This is a genomic window from Corynebacterium suranareeae (assembly GCF_002355155.1).
GTDB classification, from domain to species: Bacteria; Actinomycetota; Actinomycetes; order Mycobacteriales; family Mycobacteriaceae; genus Corynebacterium; species Corynebacterium suranareeae.
Window position 1 is genome coordinate 1892758 of the sequence record NZ_AP017369.1, and the last position, 23041, is coordinate 1915798.

Genomic DNA, 23041 nt, shown 5'->3' on the forward strand with positions numbered 1-23041 from the left:
ATGCTAAAAAGCCCCGGTATCAACCGCACATTGGTTGATACCGGGGCTTTTTGGTGTCTAAAACGTGGTCTATCCGCCTGAGGTTACGCGGTACACATCAAACACTCCCTCAGCATTACGCAGCTGAGTCATCAGCGAACCTAGTTGCTTGGTGTCTGATACCGCGAAGGTAAAGCGCACTGTGGCTACTCGATCTTCGGAGCAATGAGAATTCATCGCGGTAACGGAGACCTTTTGTTCGTTGATCACACGGGTGAGCTCAAAGAGCAGACCTGCACGGTCGAGTGCTTCCAATTGCAGTGTTGCAGAAAATACTGAGCCTTGGCCTTCAGATGCCCACGACACCGAAACCATGCGCTCTGGTTCTTCCTTGAGCTTCTCAGCGTTCGTGCAGTCAGTTCGGTGCACTGACACTCCACCGCCACGAGTAACAAAACCAAAGATTTCATCACCTGGAACAGGCATGCAGCATTTAGCTAGTTTTGCCAAAACATCTGGGCTGCCTTCCACCAGGATTCCAGTGCTGCTATCTGTGGCGCTGCGAGAACTGACAAGCTCACTAAATGGTGTTCGTGCCACCAAGGCGTCTTCAGCGTCTTCTTCATCGCCAAAGATAGCCATGAGCCTTTTGACTACGTGTTGCGCTGAGACAGACCCTGAACCGATCGCTGTGTAGAGCGCATCCACATCTGGGTAGTGCAGCTCTGTTGCCACAGTTTTCATTGAGGACGCGGTGAAGAGGCGATGCATGGGCAATCCACCGCGTTGGATAACAGCTGCTAGTGAATCACGGCCAGCTTCCAAGTATTCTTCGCGTCGCTCCTTGGCAAACCACTGTCGGATCTTGGCTTTTGCCCGAGGTGAGACAACGAAGTCTTGCCATCCCCTACTAGGTCCTGCGTTTTGATCCTTGGAGGTAAAGACTTCAACACGATCGCCGGACTTGAGCTTGGTTTCCAAAGCCACCAATTTGCCGTTGATTTTCGCACCGATGCAACGGTGACCGACTTCGGTGTGCACAGCGTAGGCAAAGTCCACTGGGGTGGAATCAACAGGCAGGTTGACCACATCGCCTTTGGGAGTAAAGACGAAGATCTGCTTTGAGGTTAAGTCATAGCGCAGGCTGTCCAAGAACTCATTGGGATCGGCTGCTTCTTTTTGCCAGTCAAGCAGTTGGCGCATCCATGCCATCTGATCAACTTCGGCTTGTTCGCCACTGTGGCTACCTTTGGTTTCTTTATAACGCCAGTGTGCAGCAATGCCGAATTCCGCGTTGTAGTGCATATCGTGGGTACGAGCTTGCACTTCCAAGGGTTTGCCACCTGGTCCCATCACGGTGGTGTGAAGGGACTGGTAAACGCCGAAACGTGGTGCGGAAATATAGTCTTTGAAGCGGCCTGGCAGCGCGTTGAACAAGGAGTGAACAACACCGATGGCGGCATAACAGTTATTTACGTTGTCAACCAAGATACGGATGCCAACGAGATCAAAAATATCGTCGAAGTCACGGCCACGGACGATCATCTTTTGATAAATCGACCAGTAGTGTTTTGGTCGGCCAAGTACCTCAGCGGTGATGTTGTTCTCCCGAAGACCGCCGGTGACTTGATCGATAATTTCTTTGAGGTACCGATCCCTCGAGGGGGCGCGGTCGGCAACAAGACGCACGATTTCTTCGTACTTCTTGGGGTACAAAATGGCAAAGGATAAATCTTCCAATTCCCATTTCACACTGGCCATACCCAATCGGTGTGCCAACGGGGCAATGACTTCTAGAGTTTGGCGCGCTTTTTTGGCCTGTTTTTCTGGCGGCAAAAACCGCATGGTGCGCATATTGTGCAAACGGTCAGCCACTTTAATAACCAGCACACGGGGATCCTGGCTCATGGCAACGATCATTTTGCGGATCGTTTCGGCCTCCGCGGCAGCACCTAGTGCGACTTTGTCCAGCTTGGTGACGCCGTCGACAAGCCTAGCTACCTCTTCCCCGAAATCCCGGGTGAGGTCATCTAACGAATAGTCGGTATCTTCCACCGTGTCATGGAGCAGCGCTGCAACCAGCGTGGTGGTGTCCATGCCGATCTCAGCCGCGATCGTGGCGACAGCAAGCGGGTGCGTAATATATGGATCGCCAGATTTTCGCACCACTCCATCATGGAGACGCTCCGCAGTATCATATGCACGTTCTAATACTTGTGCATCAGCACGTGGATGAAATTGCCGGTGAATGCTCAGCAGCGGATCCAGCACTGGGTTGGTGCGGACTCGGTTTCCGGTAAGGCTGCGGGCAAGCCTGGCTGACATGCTCCGCACGCCAATGGAAGATTTCTGCGGATTTCGCTCCAGACTCATTTTCCTGCCGCCTTTCTCACAATCCTTCTATTGAGGATCTCTGACCACAACAACGGGCCTGTCACCTAGATTATCCCTACCGCCAAGTCCTGGGACCTCAATGGCAAGAACATATCCAGAAACATGTCCGTCACACGATTCAATTAGTTTACGTGCAGCGCCCAATGTGCCACCTGTTGCCAGCACATCATCGATCAACACAATGTTTTTTCCTGCAATATCAATGCCTTCACTAGGCAGTTCTAGAGCTGCAGTGCCATATTCAAGTTCATACTCCTGGGTGACCACAGGTGGGGGGAGTTTTCCCTTCTTGCGGATAGCCAGCACACCTAGGCCGAGTTTGTAAGCGACAGCAGATCCAAGGAGGAATCCACGCGCATCCAAGCCACCGATGATTTCTGCATTCAGATTCTTTGCAGCCTCAGCCATGGCATCCACCACTGCTGCAAAAGATTCCGCGTCTCCTAGAACAGGGGTGAGATCTTCAAAAAGCACACCTTTTTCTGGGAAATCCTGCACATACCGGGTTTTCTTTTCCAGAGCTTCACGAGCCCTGTCGAAGGTGCTTAGAGCCTGTTCGCTCACTACTTAATCCTCACTTCTGGACCAACGGTCCATGTTCCAACCGATACCGGCTAGGTCTGTATTAACAACAACGTTACCGACTGTGCGATCTATCACAAACACTCGGGGTTGCGCGGCTAGTGGAATTGACGGCACTTCTGCCCACAATTGCTCTTCAGTGCGCCTCGTCGACTCTGGATCTGTGCCAATGGTGTTTGCGTTTTCATATTCACGAAGCGGATCAACGGTACGCAAAACAGCATCAAGCGTACCGTCAAAGTACTGTTCATAACCCCATTCACTCACCTCAGTACGACTGAGATCATTAAGACTAACAGCCTCCTGCGACGCATCGATAACCGTGATGCCCGCCGGCTCACAACTTTGACGAATCGCCTCGACCATCGCAGCTTTGCGTTCATCTGGCCCGTCATAGCCGATACGAATGGTTTGCCCTGCTAATGCTGAAGCCGCATTAACGTCAACCGCCATATGTTGCGCTGGCAAATCACCAATTTGTTGCACCACAGGGTTTTGATGACGCACCGAGTGCACTCCAACCGCCGGAACATCAATACCAGAGATGCTTGACGACGCCGCAGCCACCGCCTCCTGGTCAACGCAGGCCGCGAATGCCTGCCGGGCCTCCGCAGCGTAAAACACACCAGCACTGGCCAAGGTGAGCTGCTCGGTTAAAACACCAACCTCTTCTTTAATGTCATAAGGATTAAGCGGATCATCGCGGTTTACCCACGGCTCGCTCTCCCACGCCACCACATCAGAAATCTGCAGATTTCCCGCATTGGAAATAGCGCTTAGATCCGAGCCCTTAGGCCACACGGTGACTTCTTCTTCCACGGCCTGATCGCCACTGTAGAGCTCATTGCGCAGGAGCTTGACTTCCCCGAATTCACCCACAGAATCTATCTTGTAGGGGCCATAAGACACCTGCAATTCCGGATCAAACAACGATAGTTGGAAGCCCTCACTCCAAATTCTGGCGGTGTCAGCAAGCACGTCGGGGTCTTTATCCTTTAATGCCTGATTCAGGTCTTCTAGCGTCATACCGGTTTTAGCGGCCACAGCATGCGCAGGCAACAGATCACCTTGACCAAACAAATAGCGCCAGCGCTCCCCCAAGTCTTCTTTAAACACCACCGTGGCTATCTTAGAACCGGACACACAATCCACCCGCTCAATTTGAGAGGCTAACGGCACATGCGATTGGAACAACTCCGGCATTTGCCCTGCGGTAGCTGACAGCAAGAAATCATCACACACCACAGGTTGACCATCTGAATACGTGGCATCGTCATTGATTGTGTAAATCACCTGGCGATTAATACCCGGCAATACCTGCGTGGAAGCAAGATCAGTATTAGGAATCATCTGCCCAGAAGGCCCCTGAACATAAACACCCGGATACACCCTGGCAGCTAAAAGACCGGCATCGGTAGCAACACCCAACAGTGATGCCGCATTGGTTGTAGCCAGGGAGGAATTAACCGCGTAGCCGAAAAGGCTTGTTTGGTGACTGGTTGGTTCCGGTTCCCCTTCACCACAGCCTGCCATCACTAACGCTGCAATCACCATGATCGCCGCGCTGCGTGACTTCCGAAACAACATGTGTGAAGTACCCAGCCTTTCCCCGAATCGTAATAGAACCGTAATTATACGGTTTTCGCCCCGGGGACGACCAAATCTGGCAATTGCCTCTACGAGAACTTCATTCTTCGGGACGACAAATACCTTAAGTTCGAGTTCACATCTGCAATTTCACGAGCTCAATACCTTGCGCTCAATTTCTTAAGTTCGAGACCATGAGGAAAACCGCCAAAAACCGAGGGAAATTGGAGTTGAGAAATTGAGCGCAAGGTATCGAAAGTGCGATCTCGAACTTAACGCTCAGGTACTGGGAGCCTTTGGTCCGATGATTGCCCACCCCATAGCATTCAAGAGCTAAGACCAAACCTGGAGACCCAAAAACCGGGGTCTCAAAGATCTTGGGTCTCCTGGTCTGGTTTATCGCGCTTGTTACCAAACCTGGAAACCCAAGATTTGAATTAGAGCGAAAAGTGGGTCACCTGGTTTGGTCGAGCTTAAATTTTCGCCTCAAACCCTAAAAGTCATACCTCCCCAGAAGCGCTTCTAAGAGGTTTTCAGGGGCCTGTCCATACAAACACTCATTCGAGAAAACTCGGAGCCTTAAACAAGCGATTAACGTCGAGACATTGCAAAGCCAGGTTGAATGCTTAAAAAAATCCCGCAGAGCACAATGTCTGCGGGATTTCTGTCAAAAAAGTTTAGCTTCTGCCTGGTCGCCAGGTTCCGCTTGATCGGTGATCATCAACGGTGGGTTTGCTCACCGTGCGTTTTGCAGGTGTTTCAGGTGCCACACCGGCAGTGTCGTTTTCGGTGCCGGCTGCTGAGGCGTCGGCGTTGGTGTGGGGGGTGGCGTCGATAAGCGTGTTTTTGCCCTCGCGTGAAGCGATGACCTCGCTGGTATGCGCTTTGGTTTTGCTGAGGCGGTTTTTCAGGCTGACCAGCAGTGGGGTTGCCAGGAAGACGGAGGAGAAGGTGCCTTCGACAACGCCGATGAGCTGGATCAACGCGAGGTCTTTGAGGGTGCCAACGCCCATCATCCAGACGGCGACAACCATCAAAGCGATGATCGGCAGGGCGGAAATAATCGTCGTGGAAATCGAACGCATGAAAGTCTGGTTGACTGCGAGGTTGGCTTGTTCGGCATATGTTCGCCGGCGACTGCCTTCGAAGCCTTCGGTATTTTCGCGGACTTTGTCGAAGACCACAACGGTGTCGTAGATGGAGAAGGTCAACACGGTCAGCAGGCCAATGACGGTTGCTGGGGAGACTTCAAGGCCGATCACAGCGTAAATGCCTGCGATGACGATGCCGTCAACAATCAGCGCTGCCATGGCGGCGATCGCCATTTCTCGCTCCAGGCGGAAGGCAATGTAAATCGCTGCGATCACCAAGAAGGCTACCAGTGCCATCACCATGCGTTTGGTGATCGTGGAACCCCAAGATTCTGACACGGTGGAGTTACCAATCGCATCGGGGCTTGGCTGGCCTTCAGAGTTAAGAGGCTGGTATTCCTCATAGATTGCCAGTCGGGCTTTTTCGATATCCTCATCGCTAAGACGCTCGGAGTGGATCTCCAAGGTGCGGGCATCGCCAGAGCCAACAATCTGCACGATTTCTGGTGTGATTCCGGTGGCGTCAGTGAAGGTTTCTTCCACCTGCTCGGTGGAGTAATCAGCAGCTGGCATGCTCATCTTGGTGCCGCCCTGGAAGTCGATACTCAGGGAGAAGCCACGGATGGCAATGAACAGAATCGAGATGACCAGCAAAATACCGGTGATCCAGTACCACAATTTGGTTTTGGCGATGAAGTCAATGCCGCCGTCGCCGGTGTAGAGGCTGTTGAACCAGCTGCGTTTTGCGGTTGGTTTTGCGCTCTGAGTCGATGGTGATTGAGTCTGGGAATCAGTCTGGGAATCAGTCATGGCTACTTCTCCTCCCCTTTGTTCGTATCGGTACCGGAGCCTGAGGTGCCGGAAGCATCGGCGCCTGAGGTGCCGGAAGTGCCGGAGTTTGATGCTTCAGGTGCCGCAGGTTCGCTTACGGAAACCGCAGCCGCGTTTTTAGCGTGGATCTTTTTTAGGTACTCCGGCTCATCTAATTCGCCGTTTGCTCGGCGCTCTTCGACGAGTTTCATCACACGTCCCATGCCGTTGACCGATGGCTTGGCAAAGGCTGGTTTACGTGACGCCAGAATAACCAGTGGTGCGGTAATCAGGAAGGTAACAACCAGGTCGAAGGCAGTGGTGAGACCCAAGGTGAAGGCAAAGCCCTTGACTTCACCGACAGCCAGCAGATAAATCACCACAGCACCAAGCAAGGTAACCATGTTGCCTGTAACGATGGTGCGTTTTGCACTTTCCCATGCACGAGGTGCTGCAGATCTAAAGGATCTACCTTCACGGATTTCATCCTTGATACGTTCGTAGAACACCACGAAGGAGTCAGCAGTCGTTCCGATACCAATGATCAAACCAGCAATACCGGCCAGATCAAGGGAGTATCCAATCCAACGTCCCAGCAGAACAAGGGATCCGTAGACCAACACACCTGCGGCAAACAGGGTGAACAGGGATACAAAACCGAAGACACGATAGTACGCGAACACGAAAATGGCCACGAGGACGATACCCACGATGCCTGCGATCAGACCAGCCTTCAAGGATGCTGCACCCAGTGATGGTGGCACGGTGGTGGTTGTGCCACCGCGCTCACCATTTTCACCGGCAAAGCTTAGTGGCAGTGCACCATAGCGCAGGTTGTTAGCCAGATCTTGAGCTTCAGTCTGGGTGAAATCACCAGTGATGGAGGTAGCAGATCCCACTGGGGTTGCTGATTGAATCACGGGAGCAGAAATAACCTCAGAGTCCAAGGTGATGGCAATCTGCTGCTGCAGGTACTGGTTAGTCAAAGAAGACCACGTTGCAGAACCTTGTTCCCCATCTCCGGATTTAAACGCAAAGTTGATTTCCATCTGTCCAGTCTGAGCATTGAATCCACCGGTGATTGGTCGGTTGGTATCAATTTCATTACCGGTTAGGCGGGTACCGTTTTCTTCATCGGTTTCGCCATTGAGCAGCGGAGCAGGATCCAAAACGTATACGCCACCTGCTGCAGGATCACACGTAACCAGAGGCAAACGTGGATCGTCTGTGCCTGCTAGCGGATCCATTTCACCGGAGGTGCACTGCATCAATGAGCTTGCAGCGATTTGAGTGGTGGGGTCAGTGGACTGGCGATCAGTGCGCAGCATGTCCGTGACTTCTTGTCGGCGCTGTGTGGCCTCAATGGAGTTTGCGGGCTCCTCCATTGGGGTGGCCGTCACGGTCACTGGCTCAGGCTCAGTTGCTTCGGCGCCTTCTTCGGTTTCCGCTTCCGCTTCAGTGGAGGCAACAGCCTTGTTCATCTCATCCAAGGATGCATTTGCTTGCTCTTCGGTGATGACACCATATTCCACCCACCGATTAGCCATATCTTCCAGCGTTGTCATCAACGTGGTCATATCCGGCATGCCAGCTTGACCCACAGGGCGGAACAGCAGCTGAGAGGTCTGTCCCAGTGATTGCGCCTGTGCGGTATCTTCACCTGGCACCGTGATCACCAGCGTGTTGCCGTCTGCCACCACACTTGCGCCAGACACCCCCATGCCGTTGACACGGTTTTCCAAAATGGTGCGAGCCTGATTCAGTTGGTCCTGAGTTGGATCTTGGCCTTGTGGCACAAGCGTTACTCGCGTTCCGCCTTGCAGATCAATACCCAATTTCGGTGTCGCAGAACGATCGCCTGTCAACAGCACCAACGCATAAACACCCACGACGATGAGCACAAATAACGCTATGGCGCGTTTTGGCCATCGTTCCCAGGCACTAGCGGCACTCTTTTTTTGCCGAGCCAAGAAAGTCTCCTTAAATTTTTATCAACCAGACAACCACGCTTGTCGACGCCCACCTACTCCTACTACCACCCACCCAAGCCGGGTGGGCTTGGGGCGCGCAGGCACTAACGAGAAGGGCATGTAAGTGGTGCCTAACAGGTAGTGTTCAACCCAAAACATGCTACGCCATATGCGTAGTTTTGCCGTGCCTAACCCCTGTGAGTCTGGATACCTATACAAACCTATATAAACAGCACCCTGACGCACATGAAATGTTTAGCGAAAGGGTGCTGTATTTTTAATATTTTTTAACGATTCTCAGGGTGCCCATCGGCACGATCATCAAAATCATCGTCATGGCGATCTACTTCTGGCTGATCAAACAACGTTGGTTCCTGCGCTTCGATTGGAGCATCAGCCTTCTGAAGCACTCGCACCACGGCAAGCTTTTCAAAAGTACTGATCATTCCCGGCGCAATTTCCAGGTCGACGGTCTCAGCGGTGGTAGCCACCACGGTGGCATGCTGGCCTGCAGTGGTGACAATACGGTCACCTGGGACCACAGAGTCCTGCAGCTTTTGGATTTCAGCCATCCGTGCCCGCTGACGACGACTCATTAAAAACGTTGGAATGATAAATATAGCTAGAAGAATAAGCAAAAAGACGATGTCCATGATTAGCTAGTTTGCCAGACCATAGAACATCCTGGCTACCTGAGGGGACTTAATAATCTCCAATGGTGCCTTCTGGTGGTTCTAATCCCAGGTGCCTCCACGCAGCTGCAGTAGCCACACGCCCTCGACCAGTCCTGGCGATCATGCCTGCTCGAACCAAATAAGGTTCACACACTTCTTCCACCGTGCCTGGTTCTTCACCCACAGCAACAGCCAAAGTGTTCACGCCAACTGGTCCGCCACCATGTCCACGAATAAGTGCATCCAGCACTGCCCTATCGAGGCGATCAAGACCTACTTCATCGACATCAAACACAATCAACGCAGCATTGGCTGCACCGATCGTAATGTGACCATCGGCATGAACTTCTGCAAAGTCACGAACACGGCGCAACAGTCGGTTCGCGATACGAGGTGTGCCCCGAGACCGCGAGGCGATTTCTACCGCTGCATCGTTGTCAATGCCAACATTTAAGATGCGTGCTGTTCTTTTAACCACCTTCGTCAGATCGGGAACATCGTAGAACTCCATCTGCGCGGTAAAGCCGAAACGATCACGCAAAGGTCCAGTTAACATACCAGACCTGGTGGTGGCCCCCACCAAGGTAAAAGGTGGAATCTCCAAAGGAATAGAGGTGGCACCAGGGCCTTTACCCACGATGACGTCGATGCGGAAATCTTCCATCGCCATATACAGCATTTCCTCAGCTGGGCGTGCAATGCGGTGAATTTCATCGATAAACAACACATCGCCTTCCATCAGGTTGGAAAGCATTGCCGCCAAATCGCCCGCACGCTCTAAGGCAGGGCCAGACGTCATACGCAGACTTGTTCCCAATTCCTGCGCTATGATCATCGCCATGGTGGTTTTACCCAATCCTGGAGGACCCGACAACAGCACGTGATCTGGAACTACACCACGGTTTTTTGCCCCTGTTAGCACGAGACTGAGCTGATCACGAACCTTGGGTTGGCCAATAAATTCCGTTAAAGATTTTGGGCGAAGGGTAACTTCTGCATCATATTCATCTGGCTGCAGATTGGCATCAACGTTGGTGTCAGGTGCACGGCCTTGGCCGCTGTTTCGCCGAGGGGGAATCCCTCCCGGGATTTCAAACTCTGTTTTTTCCACGTCTGACATGTTGGTCTACTTTCCACCGAGTTTTGCCAACGCAGCGCGCAATGCTCCACTGGTATCCAATGACGGATCAGCAGCAAGCACGAAAGTCACCGCATCATCTGATTGTTTCTCGCTAAAGCCCAATCCGACAAGCGCCTGGGAAACCTGCTCCACGACCACTTCAGAGGCGATGTTCACATTGGTCAAGGAGATTTGCTCCCCTTCCTCATCCACAACACCAGCGGCAAATGCTGCGACTTTACCCTTTAGCTCAACAATAAGACGGTCGGCCATACGCTTTCCGACGCCAGGAACGCGCTGCAACGTTTTCGTATCGCCATTGGTGATCGCTTGTGAAATCTCCAGCGGACTCAACACAGATTCACATGCCAAGGCTAAACGTGGCCCCAACCCAGATACCGTTTGCAGGACGCTAAACATCTCCCGTGATTCATTATCAATAAACCCATAGAGCTTCATGGCATCTTCACGCACCACCATCGTGGTTAAGACTAAAGCTTCCTCACCTCGAGATAACTGCGACAACGTATTGGGAGTGGCAACAACCTCATAGCCCACTCCATTGCATTCAATAACAGCAGAACTTAAACCAATATTGATAACAGTGCCACGAAGTGAGGCAATCATGAAGACACTCCTGAATTATGTAAATGTATTTTAAGAACTAATTAGTGTCAGCTCGTTGAAACTGACTTGGATGAGCAGCTTTCGCTGTCTCCGATGGATGCGATTGTGCTTGTTCTGCGTTATACGATGATTTTGCTTTACCCAGTTTTCCCTGCTGCACGCGCCGCCGCTTTTCCAACTCCTGAATTGAGTATTGCGATTGCGCACGCATCAGCATGGGTGCTCGCCAACAATGGCAAACCGCCAAAGACAAAGCATCAGCAGCATCAGCTGGTTTTGGTGGTTCGCTAAGTCCTAAAATCCGGGTGATCATCACCGTCATTTGCTTCTTATCAGCGCGGCCATTTCCTGAGATGGCCTTTTTCACCTCACTGGGTGTGTACATATGAACCGGCAATCCGCGTTCGGCAGCTGCCAAAATAAGAACTCCCACCGCGTGTGCGGTATTCATGACAGTGGAGACATTGCCACGTTCAAAGACTCGCTCAATAGCAACCACATCTGGGGTGTATTCATCCATCCACTCACCCACGGCTTTACTTAGCCGAAGAAGCCGCTCTGACAGCTCTGCATCAGCCGGAGTGCGAACCACGCCCACCGATACCGGATAAACGGTACGACCTCGACCTGCTTGAACCACAGATAAGCCACAACGAGTAAGACCTGGGTCAATGCCCATTACTCGAAGCCCTTCATGGTTCATGGTGGATCCTTAAATGTAAATGGCTGCTATTCCATCTTCAGTTTTAGCACATAATTGCGATCGCCCCGCTATTCCCGGTGTTTTAGCTGCGGGAATGGCGGGGTGAACAGTGTGTAAAGAGCTGAACTAGTCGTTTTCTAGCTCCGCTAGAACCTCATCGCTTAAGTCGATGTTGGTGTAGACGTTTTGCACATCGTCAGAGTCTTCCAAAGCATCAACCAGCTTGAAGATCTTACGCGCACCATCAGCGTCCAAAGGAACCTCTACAGATGCACGGAAATCGGAATCAGAATCTTCTACTTCGATGCCTGCTCCAACAAGAGCGTCGCGAACAGCCTGAATATCAGTCGGTGCGCAGGTGACCTCGAATAGATCTCCGTTATCGTTTACTTCTTCTGCACCTGCTTCCAGAACAGCCATCAGCACATCATCTTCGCTCAGATCGCCCTTTTGAACAGTCACGACACCCGTGCGGGTGAACATGTAGGACACTGAGCCGGATTCGCCTAAGTTGCCGCCATTTTTAGTCATTGCGGTGCGAACTTCAGTGGCTGCACGGTTGCGGTTATCGGTCAAACACTCAATGAGCATTGCAACACCGTTTGGGCCGTAACCCTCGTACATGATGTTCATCCAGTCAGCACCGCCGGCTTCTTCGCCGGAACCACGCTTGCGGGCGCGCTCGATGTTGTCGTTAGGTACGGAAGCCTTCTTGGCCTTCTTGATCATGTCATCAAGAGTTGGGTTCGCAGACGGATCTCCACCGCCTGTGCGTGCTGCAACCTCGATGTTCTTGATCAGCTTGGCAAATTCCTTGCCGCGCTTGGCGTCATTAGCAGCCTTCTTGTGCTTGGTAGTCGCCCATTTTGAGTGGCCAGCCATATGCTCCCTTTCGTCGTCTAGCTTCCATCATCCACCTAAAAGGTTCTTTAAATAATCACCTGAAAATGGCATCATTTAGTCAAATTTTTTAAACAATGCACTTCGGTGGCGAAAGCCGGGTAGCTTCCCTGGAAGCGGAGTTGGTAGTTGGAACTGATAAACCAGTATACGCAAAGGTCAAATGAGGAAACCTTAGGGTGGCTAATTTCTGTCGTATTACCGGATTCTGATGTCTTAAAAAGTCCTAGTCTTTGCGCAATGGGATAGATTGCGCACCTTCACGAAGGGTGCGTGTCATTCCTTCTTGATTCACGATCGCCACCAAATCTCCCTTTTGGTTAAACAAACGACCATGAGTCAATGCTCGTCCAGAAGATGCGGAAGGAGAACGCTGATCGTACAAAAGCCACTCATCAACCCGGAACGGACGCAAAAACCACACTGCGTGGTCTAATGATGCCATCTGCATCTTTGCTCCAGGATGTGGAACTAGCGCACCATGCAGCAAAGTCATATCTGACAAGTATGTTAGGGAACATTGGTGGAACGTAGGATTATCAGGAAGATCTGCGGTACAACGAATCCACACCGCCTGCTCAGTGGCAGTAAGATCACTCAGTTCCAACTGATCCTGAGGGATTACACGGATATCCCATTCAGCCCATTCATCAAGAACTTTCCTACTTGAAATCGGCATTCGTTCCACAGTTCCCGTAATCTCATCAGGGCCTGGAACTTTACGCATCTTGTCCATGTGCTCAATGCCTTCATCGCCTCGATGAAAACTCGCCTGCATGCTAAAAATTACTTCGCCGTCTTGAACACCACGCACCGAACGGGTGACATAGCTTCGACCATCACGAACACGATCAACTAAATAAACAGCGGGGGCTTTGGGATCGCCGGGTGCAATGAAATAGCCATGCAGTGAATGCACGGTGTAAGCGCTATCAACAGTATGGGTTGCAGCAACAAGAGCTTGAGCCGCTACCTGCCCCCCGAAAGTCCTAGCTAAATACGATTCAATAACTGGGCCTCGATAAATATCACGGTCGATCTTTTCTAGCGTTAAAATTTGTTCAATAGATTTCACTGATTACTCCAAAATAATTAATCCACTTTCGTGATGTTACTCACAAAGTTTAGCGCGCGCAGAGGCACAATAATGTGATGTTTCGACCATTACGTTACGGTAGGTGCCATGACCCCACAGAAACTTCACCGTTTTGCAGCCATCTTAGAGATGTTTACCTGGACGTTGCTGATCATCGGCATGATCTTAAAATACGGTGGAGTAACAGAGGCAGTAACCCCCATCGCTGGAGGTATTCACGGTTTTGGCTTCCTATGTTTTGCAGCCATCACCATTACCGTGTGGATTAACAACAAGTGGACTTTCCCACAAGGCCTCGCCGGACTGATCGTCTCAGTTATCCCGTGGGCTGCACTCCCCTTTGCATTGTGGGCAGATATAAAGGGCCTCGTTGCAGGTGGATGGCGTTTTTCAGATCCAGCCGAAACTCCCCAAAATTTCTTTGACAAGATTTTGGCTCAGCTGGTTAGACACCCCGCACGCTCCATTCTGATCCTGTTAGTCATCATTGCGATCGTCTTTTCAATCCTTTTGGCAATGGGACCACCCTATGATCCCGATGCGATTGCAGATTCCGTCAGTTCGCCACAATAATGTAGAGCCTCCTCAGGGAGGCTTTTTCGCTCCTACATTAAGCGAAATTACGTGCGAATCCACCAGGATTCTGAACTCGCCTTAGTTTTATGGTGAATCCTAACGCTTTTCGGCCCCGAAACCGTTAGGATTCACCATCAGTTCAAGGGATCACCTCGGAAATGGTGAATCCTAACGCTGGATGCTTTCAGGATTCACATATGCCCCACCAGTCACAAAATGAAGGCCTTCCAGAATCGCCTCTAAGGGCCTAAACAACCCCAGCCCACATAAATACTCATTCGAGAAATTCCAAGCCCTTAAATCGGCTACAGCCCGAGATGCCTCACACTATGTCAGCAAATCAGTATCTAAAAGCTCGAAAAATTCTGGCAATGGTGCAGTACCGCCCAGTCTGAGGAAACGAATTGTCTTGCGGGTTCTTAGATGCCGGGTGTCACTGACTGCTTCATTGTAAAAGCGGTGGGCTAGTTCGACGCGGGTCGCAGCGTCAACGATGGATTCCGGAAGTGAGGATCCATGGTGAAGGATGAGTTCGGAGATTTCCCGTTCGGCACGTGCTCTTTGGGTAAATCGCGAATATTCCAAAGGGATAGCTTCTGCCCGCCGGGATGCTTCCGAAGAATCTGGCAGCAATGCCCCCACTAATGCCGCACGGCGATCTAATGCTGCTTGGAGGGCTTGTCGTGCAGAATCAGTACGAATGTGCAGGCGATTGAGGCGTTGAGCAGTAAAATATGCCCACAACACAATGGCTGTGACGATAACAGCAATGAGGAGATAGACAAGGGTCATCCAAGTCTCACTTTGTCCATCGCAATTGTTTCGTAAACCGCCATGACCTGTGTGGATACAGTCGACCAATCGTAGGCATTGGCACGCTGTATGCCCGCATCTATGAGGGCGAAACGGGAGGAGGGGGCGTCGATAAGCGCTTGAAGTTTTTTGGCCAAGTCGGCGTCAGACCCGGTCTTAAAAAGCACGCCCGCAGGTTGCGCGGCCTCTGAATCGATGACTAAGGAAAATGCCTCTAAGTCGCTGGCGACGACCGCGCAACCAGCCGCCATGGCTTCGACCAGAACAATGCCAAAGCTTTCGCCACCGGTGTTGGGTGCGACATAAATATCCGCGCGACCTAGAATTTCAGCCTTTTCTTCATCACTTACCCGGCCGACAAAGTTGATGCCTGCGACGTCTCGCGGGGTTCCACCACCAATAACTGTGCATTTAAAGGGGCGGTCCAGCCGGGTTAGGGCGCGCAATAAAATATCAAGGCCTTTTCGGGACTCATCAAGCCGACCTAAAAAGACGATTTCAACTGGATCGTTGGGCTCAAGTTGGCGTGCTGACTGAAACATGGCCGTTTCAACCCCATTGGGAATCAGCACCGGATCGCCGCCGATTTGCTCAACTTGCCAGCGCCTAGCCATTTCAGACACAGCAATTCCTGCGCGCACCTTCTCAAGCATTGGTGAGAGCACCGGCAAAAACGCTTTGAGCAACTTCGAACCGTTACTTGAGGCATGGTAGGTAGCAACGATGGGACCTTCGGCAAATCGCAGCGCAGCCATGGAAAAACTAGGCGAATTTGGCTCGTGAATATGCAGGACATCAAAGTTTCCTTCGCGCAGAAACTTACGCACTGTCTTAAACATTTTCGGACCAAAGCTTAGGCGCGCAACCGAGCCGTTGTAAGGAATCGGAATGCTGCTGCCACCGCGCACGACAAATTCAGGCACATTCGTATCTGCACTACACGGCCCAAGGACCTGAACCTCATGCCCTTGAGCGATAAACGTTCGGGCTAAATCAAGGATGTGTGCTTGAACTCCACCTGGTTCATCGAAGGAGTAGGGGCAAACCATACCTATTCGCACCTAGTTCTCCCCCGTTTCTGGTGTAGCGCTGCGTGCGCGCTTTAAGCGTTTTGGATCTAAATCACCAAACCACAATGGCTGAAGCATATGCCAATCCGCAGGATGCGCGGCGATATTGGCAGCAAAAAGATGTGCGATCCTTTGCACGGTGTCGGAAAGATTATCCACTTCTACTGCATCAGAGACACTTAACCCCCAACTGTTTCCGTCAAACCACGGGTGCACCACATGCAAAGCAGCACCAGTTTCAATCGCAAGTTGAGCAGGTCCTGCGGGCATGGAAGTTTTCTCACCAAAAAAGACAGTTTCCACTCCGGAATGTCGTAAGTCGCGCTCGCCGAGAAGACACACGATGCCACCTGATTGCAGGCGTTCTTTAAGCTTTTCAAACGGCGGTCGCTCACCACCAGTTAACGGCAAGACTTCAAATCCTAGGCTTTCACGAAACTTCACAAACGCTTCAAACAAGCGCTCTGGCTTGACTCGTTCTGCGACAGTGGTGAATTGTCCATGATGGCTAACTAAAAAAGCACCAGCCATATCCCAATTCCCGCTGTGCGGAAGGGTCAACACAACCCCTTTGCCTTGGGCTAAAGATTCATCCAGCAAATCCAAACCCACGGTTCCTTGACGCAGTTGCGCAATCAGTTGGGGATCTTTGGCAATTGCTGGCAGCCGAAACGCCTCCAGCCAATAACGCGCATAGCTGCGCGTTGCTTGCCTTACCAACGCACGCGTGACGTTTTCAGCACCCACCACGCGCGCCAAGTTTGCGCGCAGCTGCCCCATGCCTTTTCCGCTTTTCGACGCCATATCCGCGCCGACATTAAACACTCCACGAGCCACAGGTAAAGGAAGCATCCGAACAAAACGCCAACCTGCCATATAGCCAAGTGCACTTAAATTTTCTGCCGCAAAGAAATCCTTAGGCTTCATCTGATGCTCCCTCAGCCTTTAACTAATTGGTGCTGTAATCTGCCTTGGCTCCTGCAGGGGCTTTGGTGAATTCTTTAGCCAGCGGAGATTTCCCAGCCATCACTAAACGCTGCACCACTGTAAATACGCTACCGATTGCCAAAACCCACAGTGCAATATCAATAGCATACGGAACACCCATGCCTGTTAGGCCCAAACCAACCAAGCTGACAATCAACCGTTCTGGACGTTCCACCAATCCACCATCCATGGTGAATCCCGATGCTTCTCCCCTGGCCTTCACATAAGAAATAACCTGAGAAGCAACCAGGCACACCAAGGATGCGGCCACTAAAGATTTCGGTGCATCATGGGTATACACCAGCCACCAGGTGATCGCACCAAATAGCGCACCGTCTGTAATACGATCACATGTCGCATCTAATGTGGCACCAAATTTTGTGCCTCCACCTTGCATTCGGGCAACCGTGCCATCAATCATGTCAAAGGCAGCAAAAAGACCCGTGAGCACCGCAGCCCAAATCAGATGACCAGTGGGAATAAGCAACAACGCCACAGCGACAGTTAAACCAGCGCTGACCACGGTGAGCTGATTTGGGGTCACTTTCAGCTTGATCATTAGTTTCGCCACAGGCTCAACAATGACCTGAGCAGGCTTGCGTCCATGAAGTCCCAGCATCTTAGTGCTCCTTTGGTGCTGCGAATTGAATCGCCGAAGTCAACGTTGGATCCACAGTGCCTGGGGCACCGTCAATCTCACCCCATGCTTTGGCAAGCATTGCCCTTGTTTGACGCAAAGTTTGAGGTAGCACTTTAACTCCATCGATAACAGTCATGAAATTAGCGTCGCCAGACCACCGTGGCACGATGTGGGCATGCAAATGATCTCCCACCGATCCGCCTGATGCTTTACCAAGGTTGAAACCAACATTGACAGCATCTGGGTTGGATACCTGCTTTAGGGCTTTGATTGCTGTTTGGGTAAACAGCATCAGCTCAGCAGATTCCGCCAAGGTGAGATCCTCTAGGTTCTTTTCTTTCCGAAATGGGATAACCATCATGTGGCCAGCGTTGTAGGGATAAAGATTGAGCACGCAGTACACAAGCTCTCCCCTGGCTACGATCAAGCCATCCTCATCGCTGAGTTTGGGAACTTCTAGAAAAGGATCTCGCTTCGCAGAATTTTTCTCACCTGCAGGACGGTTTTTGATATAGCTCATCCGGTATGGAGCCCACAGGCGTTCTAGCCTGTCCGGCTCCCCCAGGCCTTGGTCTACATAGACCTCGGCGGATGAACTGTTATCTGAATTACCTGCGAGCTGCAATGGAGTCCTCGCTCGGCTGGTCATTGATGCGGTCACCAATCCAGGAAGCAATAATCGCAACTGCTTCATCAACTGGCACGCCGTTGACCTGGGTGCCGTCTAAGAAGCGGAAGCTAACTGCGTTTGCTTCCACATCGCGGGCACCAGCCAACAACATGAATGGAACCTTTCCGGTGGTGTGATTGCGGATCTTTTTCTGCATGCGGTCATCGGAAGTATCCACATCTGCACGGATACCCTTTTCGCGCAGCTTAGCGGTGATTGCTTCAAGGTGTGGAATGCAATCATCAGCCACAGGAATACCCATGACCTGGTGAGGTGCCAACCATGCTGGGAATGCACCAGCGTAGTGCTCAAGCAAAACGCCGAAGAAGCGCTCGATGGAACCAAACAGCGCGCGGTGAATCATAATTGGCTGCTTCTTGGATCCATCAGGTGAGGTGTATTCCAAGTTGAAACGCTCTGGCATGTTGAAGTCCAGCTGCACGGTGGACATCTGCCAGGTACGACCAATCGCGTCACGTGCCTGAACAGAAATCTTAGGGCCATAGAATGCAGCACCTTCTGGGTCTGGGACAAGCTCCAAGCCAGAGTTGGTGGCCACACGGCTCAAAATTTCGGTGGAACGCTCCCAGATCTCATCAGATCCCACAGACTTCTTAGGGTCACGGGTGGATAGCTCCAGGTAGAAATCATCCAGACCGTAATCGCGCAGCAAGGACAAGATGAAGTCCAGCACAGAGGTCAGCTCAGCTTCGAGCTGATCTTCAGTGCAGTAAATGTGGGCATCGTCCTGGGTGAAACCTCGGGCACGGGTTAGACCATGGATCACGCCGGACTTTTCGTAGCGGTAGACGTTGCCGAACTCAAACAGACGCAGTGGAAGTTCACGGTAGGAACGACCACGGGAATCGAAGATGAGGTTGTGCATTGGGCAGTTCATGGGCTTGAGGTAGTACTCTTGGCCCGGCTTGGTCACATTGCCATCTTCATCGTATTCCGCATCCACTTGCATTGGAGGGAACATGCCGTCCTTGTAGAAACCAAGGTGGCCGGAACGCTCAAAGAGGTCCTGCTTGGTGATGTGTGGGGTGTTCACAAATGAGTAGCCCGCTGCGATGTGGCGACGGCGGGAGTGATCTTCCATCTCAGTGCGCACGATGCCACCGTTGGGGTGGAATACTGGCAGGCCAGAACCTAGATCGTCTGGGAAGGAGAACAGATCAAGTTCAGTTCCTAGACGGCGGTGATCGCGCTTTTCTGCCTCGGCAAGCATGGTCTGGTAGGCATCAAGTGATTCCTTGTCCTCCCACGCGGTGCCGTAAATGCGCTGCAAGCCAGCGTTGTTTTGATCGCCTCGCCAGTACGCAGCAGATGAACGAGTCAGTGCAAACGCTGGGATGTAGCGGGTGGTGGGGATGTGTGGTCCACGGCAAAGATCAGACCACTCTACTTCGCTGGTGCGAGGGTTGACGTTGTCATATGCGGTGAGCTCGCCTGCACCGACCTCGGTGGCTTCATCAGAGTTGGGGTCAACGTTGCCCTTGTCCTGGATCAGCTCCAGCTTGTAAGGCTCGTTCTTTAACTCTTCTGCAGCAGCTTCAGCAGATTCATAGACGCGGCGCTCAAACTTCTGGCCGGTCTTGATGATCTTCTTCATCCGCTTTTCAATGGTTTTGAGATCTTCTGGGGTGAAAGGCTCAGCCGCATCGAAGTCGTAGTAGAAACCGTTCTCAATGGCTGGGCCAATACCCAACTTGGTTCCTGGGAATTCTGCCTGGACAGCCTGTGCCAGCACGTGAGCGCACGAGTGGCGGATTACTGCGCGGCCGTCATCAGTATTTGCAGGTACAGCGGTGAACTGTGCAGTTTCTTCTGGGACGTGGGAAAGATCTTTTAGCTGACCTTCGGCGTCTTTTGCACAAACAATAGCCTCTGGGCCCTTGTTGGGTAGATCAAGTTCACGCATGGCTGCACCAATGGCGGTGCCTGCGGGAACCTCAAAAACAACAAGGTTTGCTACTGCGGTATCGGTGGTGTTCACGAAATTTGCGCTCCTTCGTGCGCTCACGTGGGAAAACGGCATACCTGGCCGCCCCCACTAGTTCAAGGTGCGCAGTTGGCCGGGCGCTCCCGATATTTCCACAGCATGGGGAATATCGGGATTCACCGCAGATATATTAGGCAATACCTGATGTGGTGCGTGAGCCTCTTTGGCTTTGTCTACTTCAGTCGTCCTACTGATGACGCATTAGTAGTTAAAGAAACTCACAGCCGGTGGCCAACTGTCGTTCCACATCCTACCGCGTGGCCGGTTATTGAAGGAGTCCGGCACCCCAAAAATCATCCTTGGTTGGATCACTTGGGTCAGTTCCTGGTGGGATGAAGAATACTGCTGAACCAATATGGGTGATCCACTGGTTCAATCGATCTTGTTCATCCAGTCGTTTTTGGATGGGTGTGAACTGCAGATCGGGGTTTTTCTGAAAACAGATGAACACCAAACCTGCGTTGGACAACTCTTCAGATGTGGGATCCGGCGGCAAATCATAATTGAATACTCGCCGCAAAATCACCTGTTCAGGGTTGCTTTCCGGCGCACGGGACCTGGCCATGTGGCTTGCGGGATCAATTACCGGCAGACCATAAGAATCACGAGCCTCGTAGTCAGCTTCGGAAAATTCATCGCCACCAGTTAGTGGCGCACCAGTATCAAGCGTGCGCCCCACAGAGACTTCGCGGGACGGTCGATCCAAAATTTCCCACTCATCCAAATTCATCGCGATACGACGAACCACCATGCAGGTGCCATCAATTGCCCAGTCAGGACCTTCAGAAATCCAGGCTGCTTGCTGGATTTCATCATCGGTGCGCGGATTAACGGTGCCGTCTTTTTGACCAAAAAGATTCCGCGGAGTCTCATCTTTAGCCAACACACCATTAGCGTTAAGAAATCCCTGCTGCATCCACCTTGTTGCCACATAATCCACCCCAGAGCGAATCATATGCCTGGTCGCATGGCTCAACGTCAGCGGATCATCACTACAAATTTGCAGCACAAGATCCGCCTCACCCCATTCCGGGCGCAGTTGATCCCGCTCAAACGCTGGAATTGGTTTCAGCCAATCAGGGCGTAGATGAACAAGCTGGGTGGCGTCGAAAAGCGAAGCACCGAAACCACAGGTAATGGTGAGGTTTGCCGGCGACGTCACCATCTCCGGCTCCAGGCTGCCCAGCGGTGTTTCGCCAGCGCACAGCGCGCGGGCATCCTGCGTCCACACGCGCATCAGGCGCACCACATCCGCCCGATCCACGCCCGCGCGCAGCGTAAACGCAACCAGGTTTAAATTCGCCTGATGCGGCGTAGCAACTCCGGCCTGATGGCGGCCATCAAAAGGCACCACCTGGCTTTTTACGCTTATCGACGCCACCTCCGGCGCCTTTTGCCCGGTGCTACACCCCGCCAACGCGGACGCACCAGCAATCAAGCCGGCACCCCCTAGGAAACCCCTACGGGAAACCATGTCGCTCCTTATATATAGTGGCCGGTTTAGTGGCCCTACTAGTTCTAGTGGCCCTCGTGGCCCTCGTGGCCTTCAGTTCCCAGATCGCCATAATCCTCATCACCAGCAGCAATGGTGCGCGCCGGGATCGGATCAAGCTCAATCTCAGAACCATCAGCCAAATCAAGAGTGATCGTCACTTCATCGCCAGCCTCGATTGGGTTCGCAAGCCCCATGATCATGAAGTGATCGCCACCTGGCGCAAGCTCAATGCTCTCCCCCGCCGGGATCACAAAACCACCTGGCTTTTCCTGCATGACGCCATCAACAACCTCATGGATCTCAAAGCTGGCAGCATCAACATCAGCAGTAAAGCCAGAAACGTTGATCTCATCATCAGAATTGTTCACCAACGTAGCGAACACTGCCGTCATGTCGCTGTCCTCCACAGACGCACGAACAACAGCGTTTTCCGTGGTGATCACAGCATCGCTTACCTCTGCGCTGCTGGAGGAAGTAGTCTCCACGCTCGTGGAGGTGGAATCACTTTGATTAGCAGGCGAACACGCCGCCATAACCAACGCACTGCTCAGTACAGCACCTGCGACAAAAAACTTCTTCATGGTGAATAAACCCTCTTATTTCTGGTTACGATTCTTTGCAATCATCATGACGATGGCACTTGCAACAACAAGCACCGCCACGATGCTCAAAACCCAATTCCACGGCGCAGGAATTCCAGAAGTTTCATCAGCAGTTTCAGTGGTCTCTGCTTCGGTGGTCTCTGAGGTGTCAGTGGTTGCTGCTGACTCAGTTGTCGTCTCTGCAGAGCCTGTCACCTCAAAAGAGATTGAACCTTTAGTAGCGTGACCATCAGAAGAAGTGATCTGGAAACCCAAAATGTAGTTACCAGCTCCCGTCTGCACATCAGATGGCACCTCATAGCTCAAGTGCTGCCCATCAAGCTGAGGAGTTCCAGAAGTTAACACCTCTCCGGAATCCGCATTGCTCAATGCAACTGTTGTGAACAGATCCTGAGGAATACCGGAAAACTCCAACTCAATGGTCTCCGGGAACTCATCAACGACACTGCCATTTTCAGGATTAGAATCCACCACCACATCATGGGCAGCAGCCTGCGGAGCCACGAGCATCGACATCGCACCAACGCCCAACACCCCAGCAGCTGCCGCCAAGGTACGCAATTTTAGATTCTTCTCTGAAGCCACATTCAACCTCTCATAGATGGGCGAAACTTCCTTTTCGCCGTGGTCGGACGCATTAGTTTCATCTT

At 52.0% G+C, this 23041-nt stretch carries 21 protein-coding genes; 1 reads left to right on the forward strand and 20 read right to left on the reverse strand.

What is annotated here, in order from left to right:
• Positions 1-69: 69 nt before the first annotated feature.
• The 11 genes from N24_RS08830 to N24_RS08880 all read right to left on the reverse strand — a co-directional run bounded on the left by N24_RS08830 (position 70) and on the right by N24_RS08880 (position 13512).
• On the reverse strand, positions 70-2352 hold the full coding sequence (locus N24_RS08830; RefSeq protein WP_096456177.1) for a RelA/SpoT family protein: 2283 nt from the start codon (positions 2350-2352) through the stop codon (positions 70-72).
• Positions 2353-2379: 27 nt separating this feature from the next.
• Positions 2380-2937 (reverse strand): adenine phosphoribosyltransferase, encoded by a 558-nt coding sequence (locus N24_RS08835; RefSeq protein WP_096456180.1) that lies wholly within the window; start codon positions 2935-2937, stop codon positions 2380-2382.
• Positions 2938-2940: 3 nt separating this feature from the next.
• Positions 2941-4542, reverse strand: coding sequence for an ABC transporter substrate-binding protein (locus N24_RS08840; RefSeq protein WP_096456182.1), 1602 nt, complete (start codon positions 4540-4542; stop codon positions 2941-2943).
• A gap of 677 nt (positions 4543-5219) precedes the next feature.
• Entirely contained in the window at positions 5220-6443 is a 1224-nt protein-coding gene (secF, locus tag N24_RS08845) for a protein translocase subunit SecF (protein WP_096456184.1), read from the reverse strand.
• 2 nt (positions 6444-6445) lie between these two features.
• A complete protein-coding gene (secD, locus tag N24_RS08850; protein ID WP_096456186.1) occupies positions 6446-8413 on the reverse strand; it encodes a protein translocase subunit SecD in 1968 nt (655 codons plus the stop codon).
• A 287-nt stretch (positions 8414-8700) separates the two neighbouring features.
• On the reverse strand, positions 8701-9066 hold the full coding sequence (gene yajC, locus N24_RS08855; RefSeq protein ID WP_096456188.1) for a preprotein translocase subunit YajC: 366 nt from the start codon (positions 9064-9066) through the stop codon (positions 8701-8703).
• A 49-nt stretch (positions 9067-9115) separates the two neighbouring features.
• On the reverse strand, positions 9116-10207 hold the full coding sequence (gene ruvB / locus N24_RS08860) for a Holliday junction branch migration DNA helicase RuvB (protein WP_096456190.1): 1092 nt from the start codon (positions 10205-10207) through the stop codon (positions 9116-9118).
• A 6-nt stretch (positions 10208-10213) separates the two neighbouring features.
• Entirely contained in the window at positions 10214-10834 is a 621-nt protein-coding gene (ruvA, locus tag N24_RS08865) for a Holliday junction branch migration protein RuvA (RefSeq protein WP_096456192.1), read from the reverse strand.
• Positions 10835-10871: 37 nt separating this feature from the next.
• A complete protein-coding gene (gene ruvC / locus N24_RS08870) occupies positions 10872-11537 on the reverse strand; it encodes a crossover junction endodeoxyribonuclease RuvC (RefSeq protein ID WP_096456194.1) in 666 nt (221 codons plus the stop codon).
• A 126-nt stretch (positions 11538-11663) separates the two neighbouring features.
• Positions 11664-12419 carry a YebC/PmpR family DNA-binding transcriptional regulator gene (locus N24_RS08875; RefSeq protein WP_096456196.1) on the reverse strand — a complete coding sequence of 252 codons (756 nt, stop codon included), beginning with the start codon at positions 12417-12419 and terminating at the stop codon, positions 11664-11666.
• 244 nt (positions 12420-12663) lie between these two features.
• A complete protein-coding gene (locus tag N24_RS08880; RefSeq protein WP_096456198.1) occupies positions 12664-13512 on the reverse strand; it encodes an acyl-CoA thioesterase in 849 nt (282 codons plus the stop codon).
• Positions 13513-13620: 108 nt separating this feature from the next.
• On the opposite strand from N24_RS08880, the gene N24_RS08885 reads away from it, so the two are divergent.
• A complete protein-coding gene (locus tag N24_RS08885) occupies positions 13621-14106 on the forward strand; it encodes a DUF3817 domain-containing protein (protein ID WP_096456201.1) in 486 nt (161 codons plus the stop codon).
• Between the two features lie 330 nt (positions 14107-14436).
• Here N24_RS08885 and N24_RS08890 read toward each other — a convergent pair whose 3' ends face one another.
• The 9 genes from N24_RS08890 to N24_RS08930 form a co-directional block, all read right to left on the reverse strand.
• Complete coding sequence (locus N24_RS08890; protein WP_096456203.1) at positions 14437-14901, reverse strand: hypothetical protein; 465 nt, start codon at positions 14899-14901, stop codon at positions 14437-14439.
• Positions 14898-15971 carry a glycosyltransferase family 4 protein gene (locus tag N24_RS08895; protein WP_408607594.1) on the reverse strand — a complete coding sequence of 358 codons (1074 nt, stop codon included), beginning with the start codon at positions 15969-15971 and terminating at the stop codon, positions 14898-14900. Before N24_RS08895 ends, N24_RS08890 begins: the two co-directional genes overlap by 4 nt.
• A gap of 12 nt (positions 15972-15983) precedes the next feature.
• Positions 15984-16919 (reverse strand): phosphatidylinositol mannoside acyltransferase, encoded by a 936-nt coding sequence (locus N24_RS08900; protein ID WP_096456207.1) that lies wholly within the window; start codon positions 16917-16919, stop codon positions 15984-15986.
• Between the two features lie 22 nt (positions 16920-16941).
• Positions 16942-17598: a phosphatidylinositol phosphate synthase gene (gene pgsA, locus N24_RS08905; protein WP_096456209.1), complete on the reverse strand. Its 657-nt coding sequence runs from the start codon at positions 17596-17598 to the stop codon at positions 16942-16944.
• Position 17599: 1 nt separating this feature from the next.
• The gene (locus tag N24_RS08910) at positions 17600-18139 is read right to left on the reverse strand and encodes an HIT family protein (protein ID WP_096459997.1); all 540 of its coding nucleotides are present in this window, start codon (positions 18137-18139) and stop codon (positions 17600-17602) included.
• Positions 18140-18227: 88 nt separating this feature from the next.
• Positions 18228-20288 (reverse strand): threonine--tRNA ligase, encoded by a 2061-nt coding sequence (gene thrS, locus N24_RS08915; RefSeq protein ID WP_096456211.1) that lies wholly within the window; start codon positions 20286-20288, stop codon positions 18228-18230.
• Between the two features lie 271 nt (positions 20289-20559).
• Positions 20560-21768 (reverse strand): Dyp-type peroxidase, encoded by a 1209-nt coding sequence (locus N24_RS08920; RefSeq protein WP_096456213.1) that lies wholly within the window; start codon positions 21766-21768, stop codon positions 20560-20562.
• Positions 21769-21812: 44 nt separating this feature from the next.
• On the reverse strand, positions 21813-22370 hold the full coding sequence (locus N24_RS08925) for a copper chaperone PCu(A)C (RefSeq protein WP_096456215.1): 558 nt from the start codon (positions 22368-22370) through the stop codon (positions 21813-21815).
• Positions 22371-22385: 15 nt separating this feature from the next.
• Entirely contained in the window at positions 22386-22982 is a 597-nt protein-coding gene (locus N24_RS08930) for a copper resistance CopC family protein (RefSeq protein ID WP_167382178.1), read from the reverse strand.
• Positions 22983-23041 lie beyond the last annotated feature (59 nt).

Coding starts and splice junctions, on each gene's coding strand:
- N24_RS08830 (WP_096456177.1), bottom strand. CDS start 2,352: ATGAGTCTGGAGCGAAATCCGCAGAAATCTTCCATTGGCGTGCGGAGC.
- N24_RS08890 (WP_096456203.1), bottom strand. CDS start 14,901: ATGACCCTTGTCTATCTCCTCATTGCTGTTATCGTCACAGCCATTGTG.
- N24_RS08885 (WP_096456201.1), top strand. CDS start 13,621: ATGACCCCACAGAAACTTCACCGTTTTGCAGCCATCTTAGAGATGTTT.
- N24_RS08910 (WP_096459997.1), bottom strand. CDS start 18,139: ATGAGCTATATCAAAAACCGTCCTGCAGGTGAGAAAAATTCTGCGAAG.
- yajC (WP_096456188.1), bottom strand. CDS start 9,066: ATGGACATCGTCTTTTTGCTTATTCTTCTAGCTATATTTATCATTCCA.
- N24_RS08895 (WP_408607594.1), bottom strand. CDS start 15,971: ATGGTTTGCCCCTACTCCTTCGATGAACCAGGTGGAGTTCAAGCACAC.
- N24_RS08900 (WP_096456207.1), bottom strand. CDS start 16,919: ATGAAGCCTAAGGATTTCTTTGCGGCAGAAAATTTAAGTGCACTTGGC.
- N24_RS08875 (WP_096456196.1), bottom strand. CDS start 12,419: ATGGCTGGCCACTCAAAATGGGCGACTACCAAGCACAAGAAGGCTGCT.
- pgsA (WP_096456209.1), bottom strand. CDS start 17,598: ATGCTGGGACTTCATGGACGCAAGCCTGCTCAGGTCATTGTTGAGCCT.
- secF (WP_096456184.1), bottom strand. CDS start 6,443: ATGACTGATTCCCAGACTGATTCCCAGACTCAATCACCATCGACTCAG.
- ruvA (WP_096456192.1), bottom strand. CDS start 10,834: ATGATTGCCTCACTTCGTGGCACTGTTATCAATATTGGTTTAAGTTCT.
- N24_RS08840 (WP_096456182.1), bottom strand. CDS start 4,542: ATGTTGTTTCGGAAGTCACGCAGCGCGGCGATCATGGTGATTGCAGCG.
- N24_RS08920 (WP_096456213.1), bottom strand. CDS start 21,768: ATGGTTTCCCGTAGGGGTTTCCTAGGGGGTGCCGGCTTGATTGCTGGT.
- N24_RS08925 (WP_096456215.1), bottom strand. CDS start 22,370: ATGAAGAAGTTTTTTGTCGCAGGTGCTGTACTGAGCAGTGCGTTGGTT.
- ruvB (WP_096456190.1), bottom strand. CDS start 10,207: ATGTCAGACGTGGAAAAAACAGAGTTTGAAATCCCGGGAGGGATTCCC.
- ruvC (WP_096456194.1), bottom strand. CDS start 11,537: ATGAACCATGAAGGGCTTCGAGTAATGGGCATTGACCCAGGTCTTACT.